General features: G+C 67.5%; 8 protein-coding genes. 2 read left to right on the top strand and 6 right to left on the bottom strand.

Going from position 1 to position 19,824, the window contains the following annotated elements:
- Positions 1-39 precede the first annotated feature (39 nt).
- The 3 genes from W5W_RS0109640 to W5W_RS0109630 all read right to left on the bottom strand — a co-directional run bounded on the left by W5W_RS0109640 (position 40) and on the right by W5W_RS0109630 (position 13,199).
- A complete protein-coding gene (locus W5W_RS0109640; protein WP_017195252.1) occupies positions 40-9,540 on the bottom strand; it encodes a type I polyketide synthase in 9,501 nt (3,166 codons plus the stop codon).
- A 116-nt stretch (positions 9,541-9,656) separates the two neighbouring features.
- On the bottom strand, positions 9,657-11,225 hold the full coding sequence (locus W5W_RS0109635; RefSeq protein ID WP_029574230.1) for an acyl-CoA carboxylase subunit beta: 1,569 nt from the start codon (positions 11,223-11,225) through the stop codon (positions 9,657-9,659).
- Positions 11,226-11,312: 87 nt separating this feature from the next.
- On the bottom strand, positions 11,313-13,199 hold the full coding sequence (locus tag W5W_RS0109630; protein WP_017195250.1) for an acetyl/propionyl/methylcrotonyl-CoA carboxylase subunit alpha: 1,887 nt from the start codon (positions 13,197-13,199) through the stop codon (positions 11,313-11,315).
- 624 nt (positions 13,200-13,823) lie between these two features.
- Between W5W_RS0109630 and W5W_RS0109625 the strand changes: the two genes are divergently transcribed.
- A complete protein-coding gene (locus tag W5W_RS0109625; RefSeq protein ID WP_017195249.1) occupies positions 13,824-15,035 on the top strand; it encodes an ABC transporter substrate-binding protein in 1,212 nt (403 codons plus the stop codon).
- A 75-nt stretch (positions 15,036-15,110) separates the two neighbouring features.
- Here the strand turns inward: W5W_RS0109625 and rpe are convergent, their stop codons facing one another.
- The 3 genes from rpe to fmt are packed head-to-tail and all read right to left on the bottom strand — an operon-like array spanning position 15,111 to position 18,334.
- Positions 15,111-15,785 carry a ribulose-phosphate 3-epimerase gene (rpe, locus tag W5W_RS0109620; RefSeq protein WP_008732927.1) on the bottom strand — a complete coding sequence of 225 codons (675 nt, stop codon included), beginning with the start codon at positions 15,783-15,785 and terminating at the stop codon, positions 15,111-15,113.
- Between the two features lie 45 nt (positions 15,786-15,830).
- The gene (locus tag W5W_RS0109615; RefSeq protein ID WP_017195248.1) at positions 15,831-17,390 is read right to left on the bottom strand and encodes an RsmB/NOP family class I SAM-dependent RNA methyltransferase; all 1,560 of its coding nucleotides are present in this window, start codon (positions 17,388-17,390) and stop codon (positions 15,831-15,833) included.
- Entirely contained in the window at positions 17,387-18,334 is a 948-nt protein-coding gene (gene fmt, locus W5W_RS0109610; protein WP_017195247.1) for a methionyl-tRNA formyltransferase, read from the bottom strand. Before fmt ends, W5W_RS0109615 begins: the two co-directional genes overlap by 4 nt.
- A gap of 1,290 nt (positions 18,335-19,624) precedes the next feature.
- Here fmt and W5W_RS0109595 point away from each other — a divergent pair.
- Positions 19,625-19,810: a hypothetical protein gene (locus W5W_RS0109595; RefSeq protein ID WP_232611812.1), complete on the top strand. Its 186-nt coding sequence runs from the start codon at positions 19,625-19,627 to the stop codon at positions 19,808-19,810.
- Positions 19,811-19,824 lie beyond the last annotated feature (14 nt).

Genomic DNA, 19,824 nt, shown 5'->3' with positions numbered 1-19,824 from the left:
ACGGCCGGCGACCGGGAAGAGCGCGTCAGTCTTCTACAGTCATGCCTGCTCACCGGCGTGGTAGACACCGTCGGCTCCCAGCCGCGCCTCGGGATCGAGGAGCATGGCGGCCTCAACCTCATGCGGGTCGCGGTGCTTGGTCTCCTGACCGAGACGTCGGCCATCGACCTGCTCGAACAGCGGTGCCCGGCCGATCATGCCGGCCCGGCGACGGCGCGTGCCCGCGGCCAGACGAGCATTCGCACTGGCCAGCCAGGCGTCCACGGCCTCCTGGCCGCCGGCCTGACGCAGGGCGGACTCGAAGGCGCCGGGGTGCACCAGGGCGATCAGGCCGCTGACGTGCCCGAAGCCGAGAGAGGTCAGCAGACCCGCGCGCACCGGGCCGGCCCCCGGGACACGACCGGACTCTCCGCCACGGCCGGCCATGCGGATGGGCGTGCGCGGCCAGACCCAGAAGGCGTCTTTGGCCAGGGGCGCATCAACCACGTCAAGGCTGGCGTTGCCGGGGGCCACGCCGCTGGCGAGGATCTCGGTCAGGCCCGCCACCTGGAACAGCGCGGCACCGCCCTTGGCGTGACCGGTGATCGTCTTCTGCGAGACCGCCACCAACGGGTTTCCCTCCGCACGGCCCAGTGCACGCGCCAGGCGGGTGTGCAGCTCGGACTCATTGGGGTCGTTGGCACTCGTGGACGTGTCGTGCTTGGAGACCACGGCGATGTCATCGGCCTCGACGCCCAGGGCGCGCAGGGCCCGCGCCAGGCGCGAGTTCTCACCACCGCGGCCCGCCCCCAGGGCGCCCAGCCCGGGTGCCGGAATAGAGGTGTGGGCGCCGTCTGCATAGGAGGAGACGAAACCGATCACGCCGGCGACCGGCAATCCCAGCCGAGCAGCCACGGAGGCGCGCGCCAGGATCACGGTGCCACCGCCCTCGGCCTCCACGAAGCCACCGCGTCGGCGATCATTCGCCCGGGAAAAGTGACGGGCTGAGATGCCCTTGGCGTACATGGCCGCCGCTTCCGCCGTGGCATTCATATTGCCGAAGCCGACCACGGACTCCACCGAGATGTCGTCGATAGCACCCGCGACGACAACATCGGCCTTGCCCAGCGCGATCTTGTCCCAGCCCTCCTCGATTGACACCGCGGCGGTGGCGCAGGCGCTCACCGGCTGAACCATGGAACCATAGCCACCGACATAGGACTGCATGACATGCGCAGCCACGACGTTGGGCAGGGCCTCCTGCAGGATGTCACTGGGGCGCTCCTCACCGAGAAGACGGCCCACGAACATCTTGCGCATGGATTCCATGCCTCCGAAACCGGTGCCCTGAGTGGAGGCCACATCGCTGGGGTGGACGGCCGCGAGGAGCTCGGCCGGGGAGAATCCTGCCGACAGGAAGGCGTCGACCGCCGTGACGAGATTCCACGAGGCGATCGGATCCATGCCTTCGGCCATCGCCGCCGGGATGCCCCACCGCTGCGGGTCGAAGTCGAGCGGGAACTGGCCACCGACCGTGCGTGACAGAGCCGCGCGCCTCGGCACACGAGCGAGCGAGCCCGCCAGGCGGGTGACGGTCCACTCCCCCGTCTCGGAATCGGGCGCCACCAGCGTGTGCTCAGGATCAGTGGCCTCCAGGGTGCGGGCAGTGGCCTCGTCCGCCACAGTCAGAGTGATGTCCTGGTCGAGGTAGACGGTGACGTCCTCCTCGGCATCAGGAGCGATGACCCCGTCATCGACGAACTCGCGGATGCCGCAGCGCGCCACGACCTCATCGCGGTAGCGCTCGAGAACATCGGTCTCTTCCACCAGTTCGCCGTCGGCGTCGTACCAGCCGGCCTTCGGGGAGTCGTGCCAGGTCAGCAGCCCCATGCCCCAGGCCAGCTCCAGCACCCCCGCTGCGGTCAACTCGACGTCGTCGCCGCTGCTCATGCCCAACTCGGCCTCGCGACGTGTGCGACCCGACCCCCACGTGGAGACCTCGCCGGAGGAGACCACGACGATCATGTCGTCCAAGGAGACGTCTACCGCCCCCCAGTTTGGCGCGGACGGCTGGGTCGGCACCACCGGGGTCGGCAGAGCCTTGATGGTGGCGGGAGCCGGGGTGCCCGCTGCGGCATCCGTGCTCTCGGCCGCCCGTGCGATGGCCTGCTCGCGCAGAGCCACCAGATCGACGCTCTCGTCCAGCCCCCCGGTCAGGTCCGCCGGGACCGGAGCGGTGACGGCCCGATCGCGCACGTCGGCAGCGCACAGACCAACTAGCTCGGTCGCGATCTCCTGAGTCGTCCAGGTTCGTACACCGGCGCTCTCAACGGCAGCTACGAGCGGGTCGTTGCCGCCCATGAGACCAGTGCCCCTGACCCAGCCGATGCGCGGGTGGGCGAGCGTCACGCGCTGGGCCCAGGTCCGCTCGGCGCGCCACCGGTTGACGATGGCGTCCAGCGCGGACTTGACCTCGCCATAGGCTCCGTCCCCGCCGAAAGTGCCGCGGTTGGGAGAACCGGGCAGCACGACATGGAGACGATGGTCGACATGGGTGTCGGTACCGATAGCGCTCAGCACGGCGATGGTGCGCTCCACGCTCCACAGGAGCAGACGAGTCTGCGATTCCGCCTCCGGACCGGCGTCGGCAAGGGTTCCGGATACGCGCGGCGCGGCGAAGGGGAACAAGAGGGTCGGGACGAGCGCCTCCTTGACCAGCTTGCTGGAGCCGCCGGAGGTGATGACCTGGTCATGGCCGATCCAGTCGGCAAGGGCGTCAACATCCCGGTAGGAGGCGAGGTTCGCCGGCACCATCCACAGACGGGCGCCAGCAGCGGCGTGCTCGCGGTAGAGCTCTTCGGCGAAGGCCAAGCGCTCGTGGGTCAAGCGCGAGCTGGTCGCCACCACGGTGGCGCCGCCGGCCAACAGCTCGCCGACGACCGCTGCGGCGATGGAACGAGGGGCGACTCCGGTGACGACGGCCACGTCGTCGGCCCACCGGACCGACTCATCCCCCGCCACAGGCCGGTTGGCAGCCACGGCCGCGATCGCCTCGGCGATCTCCGCACGCTCAGCGGCCTCTCGCGTGTCGGCCTCACGCAGGTTCCGGGCCCACCAGGCGGCCTGGTCGGCAACAGCAGATCCCAGACCGGTGAACCTCTCCGGGGTGAGAAGTGCGCGCGCCTGGTCCAACGAGGTCTCGCCGTTGCCCAGGCGGGCGAGGTCCTCGCGTGCCGTGGCCCAGCGGTCGTCGATCAGGACGGCCCGATCGGCGTCGAATGCCGGCGTCACCGAGCGGAGCCAGCCGGTGCCCAGCTCGGCATCGACGGCCTCCACCAGGGCGCGCGCAGCCGCGGCCTCATCGCCTGCATCAGCGGGAATCGTGACCCGATCCGACAGGCCCAGAGCGGACAGGACGGTTCGCGCAGTAGTGGCCAGCACGCCATTCTCACCAGTCACGGTGGCGGCGAAAGCATCCAGGGCGGCGGAGTCCACCACCGCACCTCCGGCGCCGCCGGCGGCGCTGGGCTTGGCCACGGCGACGCCATGAGCCGAGGCCACATCCTGCACGGCCTTGTCGATCAGGGCGTCAACGGCGCCAGCACTGCTCACAGGCGAGGAGGACCCCAGGGAGGCCAGGTCCTCGCCCCGCATGGAAGCGCCCTCGCGAGTACCCAGGAACAGCTCGGCGGTGACATGGGAGACCCACCCCTCTCCCAGGCCCCACGTACCCGTCACGCGCTCGGCGACGCGCGTGGGGCGCACGCCTGAGGGGCCCAGGAGCCTGCCCAGGCCAGTGCGAATGGCATCGGTGAGAACCGGTCCGTAAGCCTTGTAGCCGGGGGCGCCCTTGGCGACAGTGGCGGCGAGCGCCGTCATGTCGGCATCCGCGGCACCATCGATGCTGGCGAGCTGGAGCTCAGTGCCCATATCCATGAGCAACTGGTTGCGTCGTGAGGACACACCGTTGGTCAGGGTCTCGGTGGTGTCGGTCGCCCCGATCTGCTCGGGACGGATGCGCGCGGCGTGCGCCAAGAGAACAGTGAGCGCGTCCGTAGCCGTGAAGGGCAGATCGTCAACAGGTCCCGAGGAGACCGGCGTCGCGGCCGGAGCCTCTACCGGAGCAGCTGCGGCAGGCGTCTCTGCGGGCCCGGCTGCGGGAGCCTCGGCCTGCGCAGCAGGCTGGTCGGCGGCCTGATCAGTGGTCTGTTCGGTGGACGGCAGCTCGAAGCTCTCCTCCTCCAGGCTCACAGCCGGGTCGGTGTCGGTGGCCAGCACGCGGGCCTCATCACGCCGGGCATTGTGGACTGTCACGTGGAGCCCGTGGTGCTGAGGCAGCAGCAGCGTCCTGGAGGCCAGGTTCGCCAGTGTGGGGGAAGCGGCCAGGCCGACCTCGATGATGTGCTCGACGCCCAGACCACCCTGATTGGGCGAGGACAGGAGGACATCCTGGGTCTCGATCCAGCGGACCGGAGAGGCGAACTGCCAGGCGAGCAGCTCGATGAGCAGTTGACGAGCCAACTCGACAGGCCGGTTCTCCCAAGCGCCCCAGTTCTCGACGATGGACTTGACCGGCTCGGAGGGGACGACATCGAGGATCGCCCGGGCGAATTCGGGAGTCAGTTCGAAGGGGCGCGCCACGAGGTTGGGCACATAGCGCCCCACGAGACGATCCGCATCAAGATCGGTCGGCACGAGGGCTGCGAGGCGCTCGCGGAACTCGGGAACGCCGGGGCGGAGTACCTCGGAGTGGAAAGGCACATCAATGCCCGGCACGAACATGAAGGGGTTCTTGCCGCCGTGAGCCTTGGCCTTGGCGCGGGAATCGGCTGCCAGGGCCTCCAAGCCCTTAATGGTGCCCGCCACGGCGTACTGCACACCTGCGAGGTTGTAGTTGACGATCTGAAGGAACTCGCCGGTCTGCTGAGCGATCCGAGCAACGTAGTCCTCGACCTCAGCCGCCTTGATGCCGGCCTGGTTGGGGCGCAGAGCCCCCATGCGGTAGTTCGAGGCGCCGTGCTCGTCGCGCTCGACCAGGGTGTGCATGGTGGAGCCGCGCTGGAAGACGATGGAGATCGTCGTCTCCACGGGCATGACACGCCCATAGGCGCTCAGGGCGGTGTACTCCCCCAGCGAGTGCCCGGCGAAGGCGGCGCCCTCAACCAGAGCACCGGCCTCGGCCAAGCGCGCGGTGGTGGCTATGGCAACGGTCGCCAAAGCGACCTGGGTGAACTGGGTGAGATTGAGCAGCCCCTCAGGGTGGCGATAGGTCACACCGCGAGCGGTCATCTCGGTGGGGTTGTCGCGCACCAGGGCGATGACGGAGAAGCCGAGCTCTGCGCGAGTGTGGGCGTCGGCGCGCTCCCAGACCTCGCGTGCGGCCTTGGAGCTGTTCATCTCGTCCAGACCCATACCGCGGGACTGGATGCCCTGACCGGGATAGATGTAGGCGGTCGGCTCGGGCTCGGTCACGGCAGTGCCGCGGGAGACGACCTCATCGCCAATGCGGCAGGTGACCTCCAGGACGAGGCCGCCGCCGCGAACGAGCCCGGTGCGCTCAACGCTGATCTCCACGCGATCGCCAAGCTCGACCGTACCCAGCATGACATAGGTCCACCCCGCCAGGACGTTGCGGGTGCCGTCAGCAGCGGTGGAGGCCGCCACCTGCTCAGCGGTCGCCGACAGCCACATGCCGTGGACCAGCGGCGCTTTCATGCCGGCGACCTTGGCCGCATGGTAACTGGTGTGGATGGGGTTGAAATCGCCGGTCACACGAGCGAAGGCGGTCATGTCGGCCGGGGCCGTCACGGTGACGCGGCGCAGCAGACGACGCGCGGCAGGCGCGGTGTCGCGCCCCGTCCCCCCGGCCAGCTCGGGGCTGGAGGGCACGGCGGTGCCCGAGGCCCGCCCGCGGATGGCGAAGCGTTCGCGCATGAGGGCGACCAACGAGCCGTCGGAGGCGTCGGTCAGTTCCAAGCGCACATCCACGACCCGTCCCGCGCTGGACTCCTCCAGGGCGGCGACCCACCCGTCGACCTGAATGACGGTCTCGGGTCCGGCCTGCGCATGCAGCTCGGCCAGCGAACGGCGCAGATCGATGGTGTGGTCGAGGTGGACGGCCCCCAGCAGTCCCTCAATGAGCGGCATGCCGTCCTCGACGACGCTGCCCAGAGCCGCATAGACCACGGGCCAGCACGGGCCGAGCAGGGCGTCGGGGACCAGCGGGGCGGCCGACAAGGACGTCGGCAGGGCGTTCGCGGTCACCGCGGCGTGGTCGGCTCCCAGGGTGTCCGCCAGCGTGAAACGGGCGTGGACGGTGCCGAAAGGCTGAGTGACGGGGCGATCGAGCGCGTCGGTGGCTCCCTGGACGGCGGGGATCACCTGCGGCAAGTGCTCGACGAGATCCCCGGTGATGGAGACGGCCCCGACTCCTGCGGTGGCGCGCAGGAGATCGTTCATGGTCTCACTGATGCGCTCGGGATCGACAAGCGGTGCGGCCCCGTCCCAGGCGCGGGCCAGGCGCAGGGGAACCACGAGACGGCGCACGGCGTGCACGGACTCCCCACCGGGAGTCGAGTCCCAATGAGTGTCGAGGCGGATGTCCAGGTCGTAGGCGTCCTCTGCAACATCCGGACGAGCGACGACCTTGTAGGCGTCCTGCGGCAGCACGCGAGCCGGATTGATGGTCAGATGCCCGTTCCACAGCACGTGCGGCGTGGTGCGGACCAGCTCGGTGGCGTCAGTGACTGGGGCGCCGAGCGTGCTAGCGGTCACCTCAGTGCCGAGGCGACCGGCGGCGACCTGCTCAGATACGCCCGCGTCCTGAAGGGCCTGAACGGCCGCAGTCTCGAAACGACCCAGCAGGTGACCGACGGGCTCATTGATCGTGGTGATGCCCGCCACCGCAACCGGACCGGGAATGATGCGCACCTGGTCGGCGGTGTAGCGCGGGTCCTGGGACTGCCACAGGGAGTCGGTGCCCCACCAGCGCAGGATGTCGGCGTCCAGGACCGGCACGAAGGGCACCGGCTTGGGGTGCTTGCGGCACAGATCGACGAACCAGGCGGCATCGACCGGCTCGACGAGAGTCTGGGCGGCGGACGGATAGCGGTCGGCGAGCGCCGCCAGGGCGCCATCGGCGTCGAGGACATCCTCCTCGGAGGCGAACAGAGTCTCTATCTCGCCGTGGTCGGCGGAGTTCAGACGCGCCTCGATGCGGTTGAGCAGATCGAGGAACCGGTCGTACCAGCCCTCATCGGCCCAGTCCGCACGCACAGCGGATCGACCGTCGTGGGGAGCGACGCACAGCTCGGCATAACGAGTGGCCCACGCCAAGTAGGTCATCTCCTCGACGTCGCCGAAATAGGGCTTGGCGGTCTTCGACAAGGCGGCGATCATCTCGTCGCGTCGAGCATTCATCGCCTCGTCGTTGCCGGCGATCTCCTGGATGAGGCGGGAGGCGCGCGCCGAGGAGTTGTCGATCTCGTACAGGTCGGCACGCAGGTGAGACAGGCCGGAGGTCATGCCGCCCACCGACGCCCCCGAGGCGACCCAACCGCCCTCATGCGCGGGATCGATTCCAGGAGTATCGACGAGAAGCTGCTTGACATCCTCGTTGGTCTTGGCCTCCAGACAGGTCATGGCGGCGGTGCCGACCATCACGCCGTCCACAGGAGCCGCCGCAACGCCATAGGTCTCGGCCCAGCGCCCGGTGAGGTAGTCGGCGGCCCGCTCCGGAGTGCCGATGCCTCCGCCGACGCACAGCACGAGGTTGTCACATGCCCGAATGGCGTCGTAGGTGGCCAGGAGCATGGTGTCCAGGTCCTCCCACGAGTGATGGCCACCGGCGTGCCCGTCCTCGATCTGCATGATGACCGGGCTGTCGGGCACGGCCTTGGCGATGGCGATGACCTGACGGATCTGATCCACGGTGCCGGGCTTGAAGGCCACGTAGGGGAAGCCCTCGGCATGCAGACGGGCCAGCAGAGCGACCGCCTCATCGAGCTCGGGGATGCCGGCGGAGATGACGACGCCGTCCACCGGAGAACCGGCACCGCGAGCCTTGGACAGCAGACGCTGGGTGCCCAGGTGGAGGTTCCACAGGTACCGATCCATGAACATGGCGTTGAAGGCGGCCGTGCGCCCCGGCTCCAGGGCGGCCTCCAGCCCGGCCAGGTTCTCAGTCAGGACCGTGGCGGTGGTCTGGCCACCACCGGCGAGCTCGGCCCAGTAGCCGGCGTTAGCGGCGGCCGCAACGATCTCGGGATCGACAGTGGTGGGGGTCATACCGGACAGGAGCACGGCAGAGCGCCCGGTAAGGCGGGTGAAAGCGGTGTCGAGGGTCAAACGTCCATCAGGCAGGCGGGTCAGGCGTGGGGCGAAGCGAGCGCGATCCACTGCGGCAACAGGCGTGGCGCCAGGACGATCCAGGTCGTCGATGCTGCGGGCCGTACCGGCCGGGATGACGGTTGTACCGGTACCGGCAACGATGGCCTCGGTCAGACGCGTGAGCACGGTGCCGGGCCCGAGATCGACGACGAGACGGGATCCGGTCGAGGCGAGCGCCTGGTCGACCAGCGCAGGCCAGTCGACCGGGTCGATGAGAACGGCGACGGCGAGCTCGCGGGCCAAGGTGGTGTTCAGTCCAGCGCGCTCGGCCCAAGCGACGACGTCCTCCACCGCCGGAGCCAGCAGAGGGGTGTGGAAGGGCACAGAGGTGACGAGGAACTCGGTGACCGGATTCAGGACCGCCCCTCCGCGGCGGCGCTCCTTGCGGTCATTGGCACTTCGACGAGCAGCAGCCTCCAGGGCGCTGACCACGGCCTCCAGTTCGGCGGGACGGCCCGACAGGATGTGGGCCTGACGGCCGTTGGTCACTCCGATGCTGAGACTCTCCGCCCCGGGAACCCGGGAGAGCACGGTATCCAAGACCTGACGGGTCACACCGCGCACTGAGAGCATCGGGGTGGACTCCCCCACGGTGCCCAGGTCGAGACGACGAGTATCGCGGGCGGCGGCGGCACCGATCAGGCGGGCGATGGCGTGAACCTCGACGACCTGCTCCTCATCAATGGTGTCGGCCCGGGTCAGCGCCTGGAGCAGAGCGACCCCGAGCACTCCTTGAGAGTGGCCAATAGCGGCGGCGGGAGCCGCTGCCCCCGTGATGTCGACGCCCGCGGCGGGCAAAGACGCGATGGCCGCGTGCTGAGCGAACAGGATTCCCGGCACGGAGATGTCGGCGGTGTCGGCCGCAGTACCGCCCGCAGCGGCAATGGCCGGGGTCACCGGTGCGGCGTCATCGGTCAGGAAACGCGCACCGCGAGGAGTGATGGTCAGCAGATCGGTGGCCACAGGAGCCAGGCGCGCAGCGACCGCGGCATCCAGCTTGACGAGCGCGCCCGCCAGCTCCTGGTCCAGGCCGACGAGCTCGTCGAGAGTGGCGCGCCAGGGCGTGGCCTGTCCGCCGAAGGCGAGAACGTAGGGCTCGTCCCCGCTCAAGCGCTCGGCGGAGGTCGGGGCAGCGGCCTCGACAGTGGTGGAGGTGGTGGGCTGGGTGCTCATGCGGTCCTCAGTCGTGGTGGGCAGGTCGATGGTTGGAACAGTGGTGCGGGGCGGCGCCGGCGAGACAGAACTAACAGAACTATCGGTGTTATCGGTGCTATCGGTCATCCGGGGCCTCACAGGGGGATGTTGTCGTGCTTCTTGATGGGCGTGTTGCGTGAGTCGCGCTTGTCGGCCAGAGCGGCCAAGGAGTCCACAATGACTGTACGAGTGTCCTCCGGGGCTATCACCGCGTCGATCTCACCGATGGCCACGGCCTTGTCGGGATTGATGACCGCCCGGGTGTACTCCTCGACGAGCCGCTCCCGTTCGGCCGTCTCGGCCTGCTCACCGCGCTCGTCGCGCACAGTCTGCAGGTCTCGGCGGTGGATGATCCCCACTGCGCCGGCGGCACCCAGAACAGCGATCTCCGCACCGGGCCAGCAGAAGTTGAGATCCGCCCCGATGGCCTTGGAGCCCATGACGATGTAGGCGCCGCCATAGGCCTTCCTCAGGATAATGGTCACCAGGGGGACAGTGGCGGTGGCGTAGGCGTTGATGACCTTGGCTCCGCGCCGAATGATGCCGGCGTGCTCCTGCTCGGCCCCCGGACGGTATCCGGGCACGTCGACGAACGTGACGACCGGCAGCCCGAAGGCGTCGCAGAACCGTACGAAGCGGGCGAGTTTCTCCGAGGCGTCCACGTCCAGGGTGCCGGCGTCGTGAAGCGGTTGATTGGCCACGATGCCGACCGGGCGGCCCTCGAAGCAGGCGAAGCCGATGACGACATTGGGCGCGAAGACCTCCTGGACCTGCACGAGCTCGCCATGGTCCACCAGAGCCGCGACCACCTCGGCGACGTCATAGGCCTGGCGGGATGAGGCGGGCACGAGAGAACCCACCCGGGAGGCCGGGGAGGCATCTGACGTACGAGCGCTCGCATCGTAGTCGTAGCGCGGGGCCTCCTGATCGGCGGAGGAGGGCAGGTAGGCCAGGAACGTGCGAACCTGCTCCAGGGCATCCGTCTCGTCCTCGGCGACGTAATGCACGACGCCTGAGACCATGCCGTGGATCCGAGCCCCGCCGAGCTCCTCGGCACTGATGCTCTCCCCCGTGACGGCGCGCACGACATCAGGACCGGTGACGAACATGTGGGAGGCTTCCCGGGTGGCGATGACGAAGTCCGTCAAAGCGGGACTGTAGACCGCACCGCCCGCGCAAGGGCCGAGGATGACACTGATCTGGGGCACCAGTCCGGAGGCCGCGCAGGTACGGTTGAAGATGCGCCCGTACTGGCGCAGCGCTCCCACGCCCTCCTGGATCTTGGCGCCACCGGAGTCGATCAAGCCGATCACGGGGATGCGCAGACGCAGAGCGTCGTTGAGCAGACGGACGATCTTGTCGCCCTCGATCGTGCCAAGCGCTCCGCCGGAAACGGAGAAGTCCTGGGAGTAGACGGCCACCTGGCGCCCGTCTATCTGACCGAACCCGGTGACGACGCCCGAGGGCCGGGCCCCCGATCCGGCGCCGGAGCCCGTGTAGCGGCCGATCTCGAGGAAGGTGCCGGCATCCAGCAGCCCTTCAATGCGCTCGCGAGCGGTCTGCTTGCCTTTGGCGTGCTGACGCGCGATGGCGCGGTCCTCAGCATTGGTGTTGACCCGTGCGATGTGCTCGCGGAAGGCCGTTGTGGCCTCCGAGTCCGCAATAGTACGGGCCTGTGAGCCAGCTGAGCCGGTATCGGAAGCCGCACCGGCTGCAGGCGTACTGCTCCTGGGGAAGGTATCGGTCACGGCTCAGGCCTCCTGCTGTATCGACTGCTGGGGCGAGGCTGTTGACTCGGATGGGGTCTCAGCATCGCTCTTCATGCGTACAAGAACTTCACCCGCGGAGACGGTGCGTCCGGCGCTGACGGGGATCTCCTCCACCGTGGCGTCGTTGGGGGCGTGAACGTAGTTCTCCATCTTCATCGACTCCAGAACGACGAGAAGTTCACCGGCATGAACCTGTTGGCCCGGCTCGACGCAGATGCGCGTGACGATCGCCTGCATGGGGGCGGGGATGACGGAGGGATCGGCGGCGGCCGGCTCCGCTGCCTCACGCGCTCCCGATCGGGCGCTCGCGCGTCCGCGGAGCGGCTGCTGTGTCAGGCGCTGGCTCGGTGCGCCGGGGTATCCCACGCCCAAACGAGGCCCGTGTCCGCCCAGAATGCCGTCTGGGATTGTGAGCTGCACGCGCTGGCCATTGAGCTCGATGACGTAAGAGGACCGGGTGCGACGATTCTCCGGTGCCGGCTCTGCCCCAGTGGCGACGGACGCGGGATCGGCGAGCTCAGGCAGGACATCGTTCTCAAGCCAGCGCGTGGTCACGCTGAGCGATCCGTCAGCACCGTCAGCAGAGGGCTCGGTCAGCTCAGGGCGGGTCAGAACGTGCTCATGCAGCGCCGTGCACACGGTGACGCCTTCGACGATCATCTCGCTCAGGGCGCGCCGTGCACGGCGGATGGCCTGGTCGCGGGTAGCGCCGGTGACGACGATCTTGGCGAGCATGGGGTCGAACATGGGGGTGACGACGTCGCCTTCGACGACGCCGGACTCGATGCGGATACCGGGTCCGGCGGGCCAGCGCAGGCGGGTGATGGCGCCCGTGGACGGGGCCAGGCCACGAGCCGGGTCCTCACAGGTGATGCGCAGCTCGATGGAGTGACCGCGGGGCTCGGGGATCGGCCCCACATGTCCGCCGGCGGCTATACGCAGCTGCAGTTCCACCAGATCGACGCCGGTGACTTCCTCCGAGACGCAGTGCTCGACCTGCAGGCGAGGATTGACTTCGAGGAACCACAGGTCCCCGGCAGGGGTGAGCAGGAATTCGCACGTGGCGACTCCGACGTAATCGACGGTCTCCAGCAGACGGCGGGAGGCCTCCACGAGCCGATCATGCACGCCCGCGGGCAAGCAGGGAGCCGGGGCCTCCTCGAGAAGCTTCTGGTTGCGGCGCTGCAGAGTGCAGTCGCGGGTTGACACGACGGCGAAGGCATCGTGGCTGTCGCGAGCGCACTGGGTCTCCACGTGTCGTGCGGCCGTCACGAACTTCTCGAGAATCAGCGTGCCGCCTCCGGCGGCCGCAGAGTCGAAAGCCGGCGTGGCACGAACCTCCTCGTCCGAGCCCAGCACGGTGATGCCGCGTCCCCCACCGCCGTCAGTTCGCTTCAGGGCGACGGGATAACCGTGGGCGGCTGCGAATGCCATGACCGTCTCGGCGTCCGTGACCGATTCGGTGATTCCGGGAACAGGGGCGACTCCAGCGCGCTCGGCAGTGGCCCGAGCGCTCATCTTGTCGCCCAGTGCCCGCATGGCCGACGGCGAAGGGCCCACCCAGACGATACCGGCGTCGGCGACCGCTTGAGCGAAGGCGTCGTTCTCGGACAGGAATCCGTAACCCGGATGCACCGCATCGGCACCGGTGGCGCGGGCCATGGACAGGATCGCATCGGCGTCGGTGTACGACGAGCCCTCCGGCAGAGCATGGGCCTCGTCAGCGAGCTCGGCGGCCGGGCTCATAAGGTCCTCGGGGGTGTACGGGAGGATGGATGCGCCTCCCAGGTCCCGGACTGTGCGCACCACGCGCAGGGCGATCTCACCACGATTGGCGATAAGGATGCGGTTGAGTGTCCGGATGGTCACCTATGTGCTCCTCGCGTCAGGCGGCCGTCTGCACGAGACGCGGGACCCTGCGGAACAGCTGGGACGCCAAGGGCTCGTACTGAGACGACTTGCTCATGTGTCTTGGGTGGGAGAAGCGGTCTCCCGTTGGGGCGGATCACCCTGTTCCTACAATAGAATCGGTCTGAACAACCCACGGAGTCACGTTATGACGCCGAAGCACCATTGCAGCATTGTGAAGATCTCACAAAGACAAGCAGTTACATTGGAAACGACGAGCATCAACGCTCAGGAGTGCCGACATCACGCGTCTCGCATTCCAGGGAAGAGACGGAGGTCATCCCGGGCCGCCCGGATCATCTCGTCATCTCGTGGTCTCGGACCGCACCGCCCCACCGCGTCAGGACCATCCGGGAGCGATGAGGACTGTTGAGGACCTCTTTCGCCCGCCCCGAGCCGGGTTCGATTCCACCGTCGAGCTCCTGCTACGGTACGGATCACGTGTCTGCATGTCTGCGATCACAGGGATCGTTCTCGTCTCCTCACCGCCTTCGAAGGTGTCCGATGCCGCACACAATCGCACAGGGCCAGCGCCGTACCGGCCATCGAGACCGCGCCCCATCGTCCACACACGAAGGAGTGAGCATGCCGCTGCATTCGCCGCATTCCGGACCGTATCGATCGACCACCGCATTGATCGCATCGACTGTCACAAGGCTGCGGAAGAAGTTGGGGAAGCTGCTCGCACTGATGGCGGTGGTCGCGATGGCCCTGGCCGGCTGCGCCCAGTCCGCAAACGTCGACCCCGAAGCCACCGGCACGGCGACATCGATTGAGTCCGCCCCCGTCAGTTTCACCGACTCCACCGGTCGCCAGGTCGAGCTGCCCCGGAAGATCACCCGCGTCGCCTCGGCAGGGCAGCTGGCCAACATGATGCTGTACGCCATGGCGCCCGACGAGTTGGTGGGCTGGTCGTCCAAGCCCGACAACGACACCACCAAGTACATCGACCCGGGGTACCGCGATCTGCCGGAGTACGGGAATCTCTACGGGGATTCCGGCGATTTCGACAAGGAGGCCGTACTGGCGTCCAATCCCCAGGTGATCGTCGACATCGGCCCATGGGACGAGGAGTACAAGGGCAAGCTCGATTCTCTCCAGGAGGATCTCGGCATTCCGGTCATCCTCATCGATGGCGCACTGAGCACCTCCGGCGACGCCTTCCGCCTTCTCGGCCAGGCTCTCGGCAAGACCGACCTGGGCGAACAACTGGGCGCCTACGCCGACGACCTGATCAGCGACGTGCAGACCAAGGCCGCCACCATCTCCGAGGACCAGCAGCTGAATGTCTACTACGGCGAGGAGAAGGACGGCTTGAGCACCATCGTTGCCGGCTCCATTCACGCCGAGACCTTCGACATGGTCGGGGCCAGACTGGTCGTGGGCGAGGACTCCATTGAGAGGAAGCAGAAGGACGGCGGCACGGTCTCGTTGACGACCGTGCTCGATAAGAACCCGGATGCCATCATCTTCGGCCCGGACTCGATCGGCTCGACGGTCGCGGAGGACTCCTCGTGGGCCTCACTGGATGCTGTGAAGAACAACCGCTACTACACGGTTGCCGGCGACCCCTACAACTGGATCGGACGCCCGCCGGGGCTCAACCGGCTATTGGGCGTTCAATGGCTCGGCAGCGTCCTCTACCCAGAGACCTTCGACTACGACATGGTTGCCAAGACCAAGGATTTCTACACCTTGTTCTACCGCTATGACCTCACCGACGACGAGGCCGAGGCGCTTCTGAACCCAGCGAATCCGTCACCATCGCCGTCTCCGTCAGCATCCTCTCACGGGTGACCGAGGCCGACCGGGGCTGACCGAGGGCGACACGGAACCCCCACCGCTCGTGACCCGCGCCGCGCTGGGCAGCGGTCAGCAGGAGAGCGCAGTGGCCGCAGTGGCCCGCGCGCGCAGTTCGGTGATCGCGGTCAGGGCCTCGTCGGCCCTGTACACGGCGGAACCCGCGACGAAGACATCGGCTCCGGCCTCAGCAGCCCGCTCGATGGTCTGCGCGGTGACCCCGCCATCGACCTGGATGCGCAGCTCCAATCCCGCTGAACTGACAAGATGCCGCGCCTCGGCGATCTTGGGCAGCATCGCCTCGATGAAGGACTGGCCGCCGAAGCCGGGCTCGACGGTCATGAGCAGCAGCAAGTCGATCTGTCCCAGGACAGAGGTGATCGTCGACAGCGGAGTGGCCGGGCGCAGAGCAAGGCCGGCCCCGGCCCCGAGCCGGTGCAGCTCATTGACAAGACGGAAGGGAGCTGCCGTCGCCTCCACATGGGCAGTTACGATCGCGCACCCCATTTCAGCGTATTGAGGCGCCCAGCGGTCGGCCTGTTCGATCATGAGGTGGGCGTCCACTGGAAGTTCTGTATGCGCCAGAACGGTCTGGACCAGAGAAGGCCCGCCGAACTGGTTGGGCACAAAATGATTGTCCATGACATCGACGTGCAGGCCATCCGCCCCCGCGATACGTGCGAGCTCTTCGGCCAAGTGCGCCTGATCGGCGTTGAGGATGGAGGGGTGGATGGCGGGACTGGTCATGTTGTTCTCCTCATGATTAGCAGGACATTCGCTATGCCCCAGGACTCAGGAGATCCGTCTCAGCAGCGCGCAGAACATGGCATCCGCGCATTCCAGGTGCGGCCACAGCTGAAGCATTTCCCGATCGGCCCCAGCGGGTGGATGCGGCGCAATGCGGGTGGCGACATCACCCGCATGAAGAATCTCAATCCGTCCGCCGTCCCCTTGGAGCCTCTTGATCACGTCGCGCACAACGTACTCGGTCTCCAGCACGTGCGGCGAGCAGGTCGTGTACGCCACTACCCCTCCGGGACGTACAGCAGCCAATGCGCTGGCCAGCAACTCGCGCTGCAAAGCGGCGAGCTCGGTGACGTCCTTGGGCTCGCGCCGCCACCGGGCCTCGGGACGACGGCGCAATGACCCGAGTCCCGAGCAAGGGGCGTCCACGAGAATCCGGTCATAGCGCCCCGGTTCATCCCGGCCGACGACCCGACCGTCATTGCAGGTGACCTCAACCGCCCCCGGGGGCAGGGCGTGCACCGAGGCCTCGACCAGACGAGCGCGATGCGGAGCGACTTCATTGGCCACCAGTCGCGCACCGCGCTGAACCGCCCGAGCGCCGAGCAGTGCGGCCTTACCACCCGGCCCGGCGCACAGATCGAGCCAGCGCTCGTCCCGCCCCTCGATGGGAGCATCGGCGAGCATGAGAGCGACCAGCTGACTGCCCTCATCCTCGACCCCGGCGCGCGCCTCCCTCACCGCACGGATCCGACCGGGGTCTCCCCCGGTCAGAACGACGGCACAAGGACTCAGATTCCCGGGTCGCGGCTCTCGGCGAGTGGCGGCCTCCGCCTCCTTCGCGAGGCCTTCGGGGCTGGCCATCCCGGGGCGGGCGCACAGCACGACCTCGGGCTCAGCATTGTCGGCCTGGAGCAGTGGGCCCAGTTCGTCCTCGGAACGGTTGTTGGCGAGCAGCGCCTGGCGCATGGCCTTGACCACCCATATCGGGTGGGACTCGATGGCGGCCAGCGCCGTCGTCGCATCGGGAGCCTCAGCCCGAAGTATGGCCAGCCAGCCATCGAGGTCGCGTTCTGATACGCGTCGCAGGACTGCATTGACGAAGTTTGCGGCGCCCCGCCCAGCAGCACAGGCGGCCAGATCGACCGTCGACGAGACTGCGGCATGACTCGGCACACGCATGCCGAGCAACTGATGGGCTCCCAGCCTCAGGATGTCGAGCACGACGTCATCGACCTGACGCAGCGGCCGGTCCACGCAGTGGGCGATGATCGCGTCATAGCGACCCTGCAGCCGCAGGGTGCCGTAGGTCAGAGTCGTGGCGAAGCCGGCATCGCGCCGACCCAGGTCGGCCCTGTCCAGAAGGCCGGGCAGCACGAGGTTGGCATAGGCGTCGTCCTCGCGCACCTTTGTGAGGACCTGAAGGCTGATGAGCCGAGCGTCATCGACCTTGGGCTCTCGGAAACGACGGCGGTCATCGCCCCGCCGATTCCGACGGTGGGCATCTCCTCGTCGTCCGCGATGACCCCCGGAACGGTTGCCCGATCCGTCGGAGCGCCCATCGCCTCCGTGGCGCGCGCTCCCGCGGCGCTCCGCATGCCCCGTCACAGTTCCCTCCCCTGCACGCCCAGGACAGCCCCGACCGGTAGGCGGGCGCCGCGTGCCCAGGCCTCTGCGGCCATCCATTTCTTTCCCGCAGGAGCGACCTGCCCCAGTCGCACAGCGCAGGCACCAGTACCGACGAGCACGTCATGCTTGTTCACCCTGAGTCGTCCCGGCAGAAGGTCAGCGACCTCGGGAACAACTGCGACCGGTCCGAGCCGCAGACGGGCGCCGTCGTAGAAGGTGTGGGCGCCCGGGGCGGGAGTCACCCCGCGCACACGGCAGTCGATGGCGGGCGCGGGATCAGACCAGCGGATCTCACCATCGGCGGACGTGAGCATGGGCGCTACCGTAACGCCCTCTTCAGCTTGCGGCTCGGGAGCCGCCGTGCCGCGATTCAAAGTGCGTAGAACGTCGAGAACCAGAGGCGCACCGGCTTCAGCAAGACGTGTCAGAAGCTCGCCCGACGTATCAGTGGGACGGATCGCCTCGGTCAGCCGCGCATAGACCGGGCCGGTGTCCATTCCCTCCTCAAGGCGGAAAACGCTGGCACCCGTGGTGGTATCGCCGGCGATAAGAGCGCGCTGAACAGGGGCGGCACCGCGCCATGCGGGCAGGAGCGAGAAATGGAGATTGAGCCAGCCGTGCTTGGGAATATCTAGAAGTGCGGCAGGAATGAGACGCCCATAGGCGACGACGACGGCGACATCGGCATCCAAGGTCCGCACCCAGATACGAGCGCTTTCATCTCTAAGGGTGGCGGGCGTATGCACATCGAGACCGGCCTCTCGAGCGAGGGCCGCCACAGGCGAGGCGTGGAGAGCGCGGCCGCGCCCCTTGCGGGCGTCGGCGCGGGTGAGGATGCCGACGAGCTCGTGCTCGGGATGATTCATGAGGGCCTGAAGAGTCGGCAGGGCCACCTCGGGAGTGCCGGCGAAGAGAACGCGCATGACGTCAGTCTACGGGCAGACTACGGGCACGGCCGCAGCCCTCGCGGCTGCGGAATACTTCTCTCGGCTTCGCTCAGCTTCTCTCGATGCGAGTTCCGGTGAGGAAAGCGAGGTCCGTCAAGGGCGACAAGCATGTACACGATCGAGGGCCGCCGGTACCGCACTCGGCGACCGGTCATCCAAGATAAATACACAAATACACGGAGCTGGGACCGGCGGCGCGTCAAAAGCGCATTGGTGCAATCGGATTGCCGCCTCCCTACCGCCCGCATCAGCAGGCGTACATCAGGAGGCTTATTCGTGGGCCTCTACGTGTGAGGTGTCGGTTGTTTCGGTGGGGCGGCGTGCTGGTGGGATCGGTTGATGGGGTTGTCAGGCCGGATGTGTCCAAAACGGAGGGGATTAAAGTCTCGGTGGCCTGGGGTATCTTCAAGAAACCGTGCGATGACCCGGTGTTTTCGTTGTGTTTCCGGTGTGCTTTCGGTGTCGCGCTGCATGGTGCCCGGGCTGATCTCCTCCGTTTTGGACACCTGGCCCCCTCAATGCGCCGTCCCGACACCAGAGCAGGGCCATCCGGGGGGCCGGGCTGGGGCGGGGCACTCGAGGGTGTCTGGGCCTTGTCATGGACGAGGGCTTGCACCGCCAACGCGGGTTCGAGACCGATCACGAGGGTCAGGGCCTCATCATCAGGGACGAAGCCGGCCTTGAAGGCAGCAGCCCCCGCTGACGGCCAGAACCCTCACCAATTCCAGCCTTCACTGCGAGGCACCCCCGGGGGCGCCCAACCGCGTATCCCGCCCTACGACTCTTGAAGACCGCCCCTCGCACAACAGACATAACTTGCAGAAACACAAGAGAGCCCATGAACAAGCTTCCAGGCGTCCATGTCGAACGCGTGATGTGCATTGCGGGTATACGGCAGGACCTAGGAGATCTAGTTGAGGGGCCCGGCCGACAGCCGCTCGATCTCACCAGCGCTCAGTACCACCTCAACCATCTCCAGCAGGGCCAGCGTCGTCAGATCGCACAACCATAGAACATAATCCCACTACCCACCGCCCTCATGCGACCACACCGGAACAGCATTATTCCAATAGAAAGCAAAGATCGCCTCACCACCTCACTGCACGCAGGGGCTGAGGATCACAACAAAGCTGTCCGGGTTCGCAAGAGCCGCTTCCCCGCACTGTCTTCAAGTAGTACGCTCGTACCAGTCAGGCGCGATGTGATCCGCAGCACCGCTCTTGTCCTCCATATTTCACGGCACAGAGCTGTGCCAGAAAGGGAGCCATGGCAATGTCCATCGATTTCACGATCGAGGAACTCCAGCAGGCCGCCCTGCGCCGCGCTGGCGCCGACGCTCTTCGACTTGCACATCAGGGCGAAGATCGATCTTTGTTCAGCAACGACTTCCACTCGAAGCTCACCCGGGAGGCGCCCGAGCGCAACGAGAGCATTCTCTTCGGCGGCGGCTGAAGGGTCATGTGCCT

The sequence above is a fragment of the Actinomyces massiliensis 4401292 genome (genome assembly GCF_000269805.1).
GTDB classification, from domain to species: domain Bacteria; phylum Actinomycetota; class Actinomycetes; order Actinomycetales; family Actinomycetaceae; genus Actinomyces; species Actinomyces massiliensis.
The sequence above is the reverse complement of the archived record's forward strand: the minus strand, read 5'-3'. Positions and strand labels throughout refer to the sequence as shown.

What these genes read in the sequence shown, in the direction of transcription:
- W5W_RS0109640 (WP_017195252.1), bottom strand. Translation starts at nt 9,540, where the DNA reads ATGAGCACCCAGCCCACCACCTCCACCACTGTCGAGGCCGCTGCCCCG.
- W5W_RS0109625 (WP_017195249.1), top strand. Translation starts at nt 13,824, where the DNA reads ATGCCGCTGCATTCGCCGCATTCCGGACCGTATCGATCGACCACCGCA.
- rpe (WP_008732927.1), bottom strand. Translation starts at nt 15,785, where the DNA reads ATGACCAGTCCCGCCATCCACCCCTCCATCCTCAACGCCGATCAGGCG.
- fmt (WP_017195247.1), bottom strand. Translation starts at nt 18,334, where the DNA reads ATGCGCGTTCTCTTCGCCGGCACTCCCGAGGTGGCCCTGCCGACTCTT.
- W5W_RS0109595 (WP_232611812.1), top strand. Translation starts at nt 19,625, where the DNA reads ATGGCAATGTCCATCGATTTCACGATCGAGGAACTCCAGCAGGCCGCC.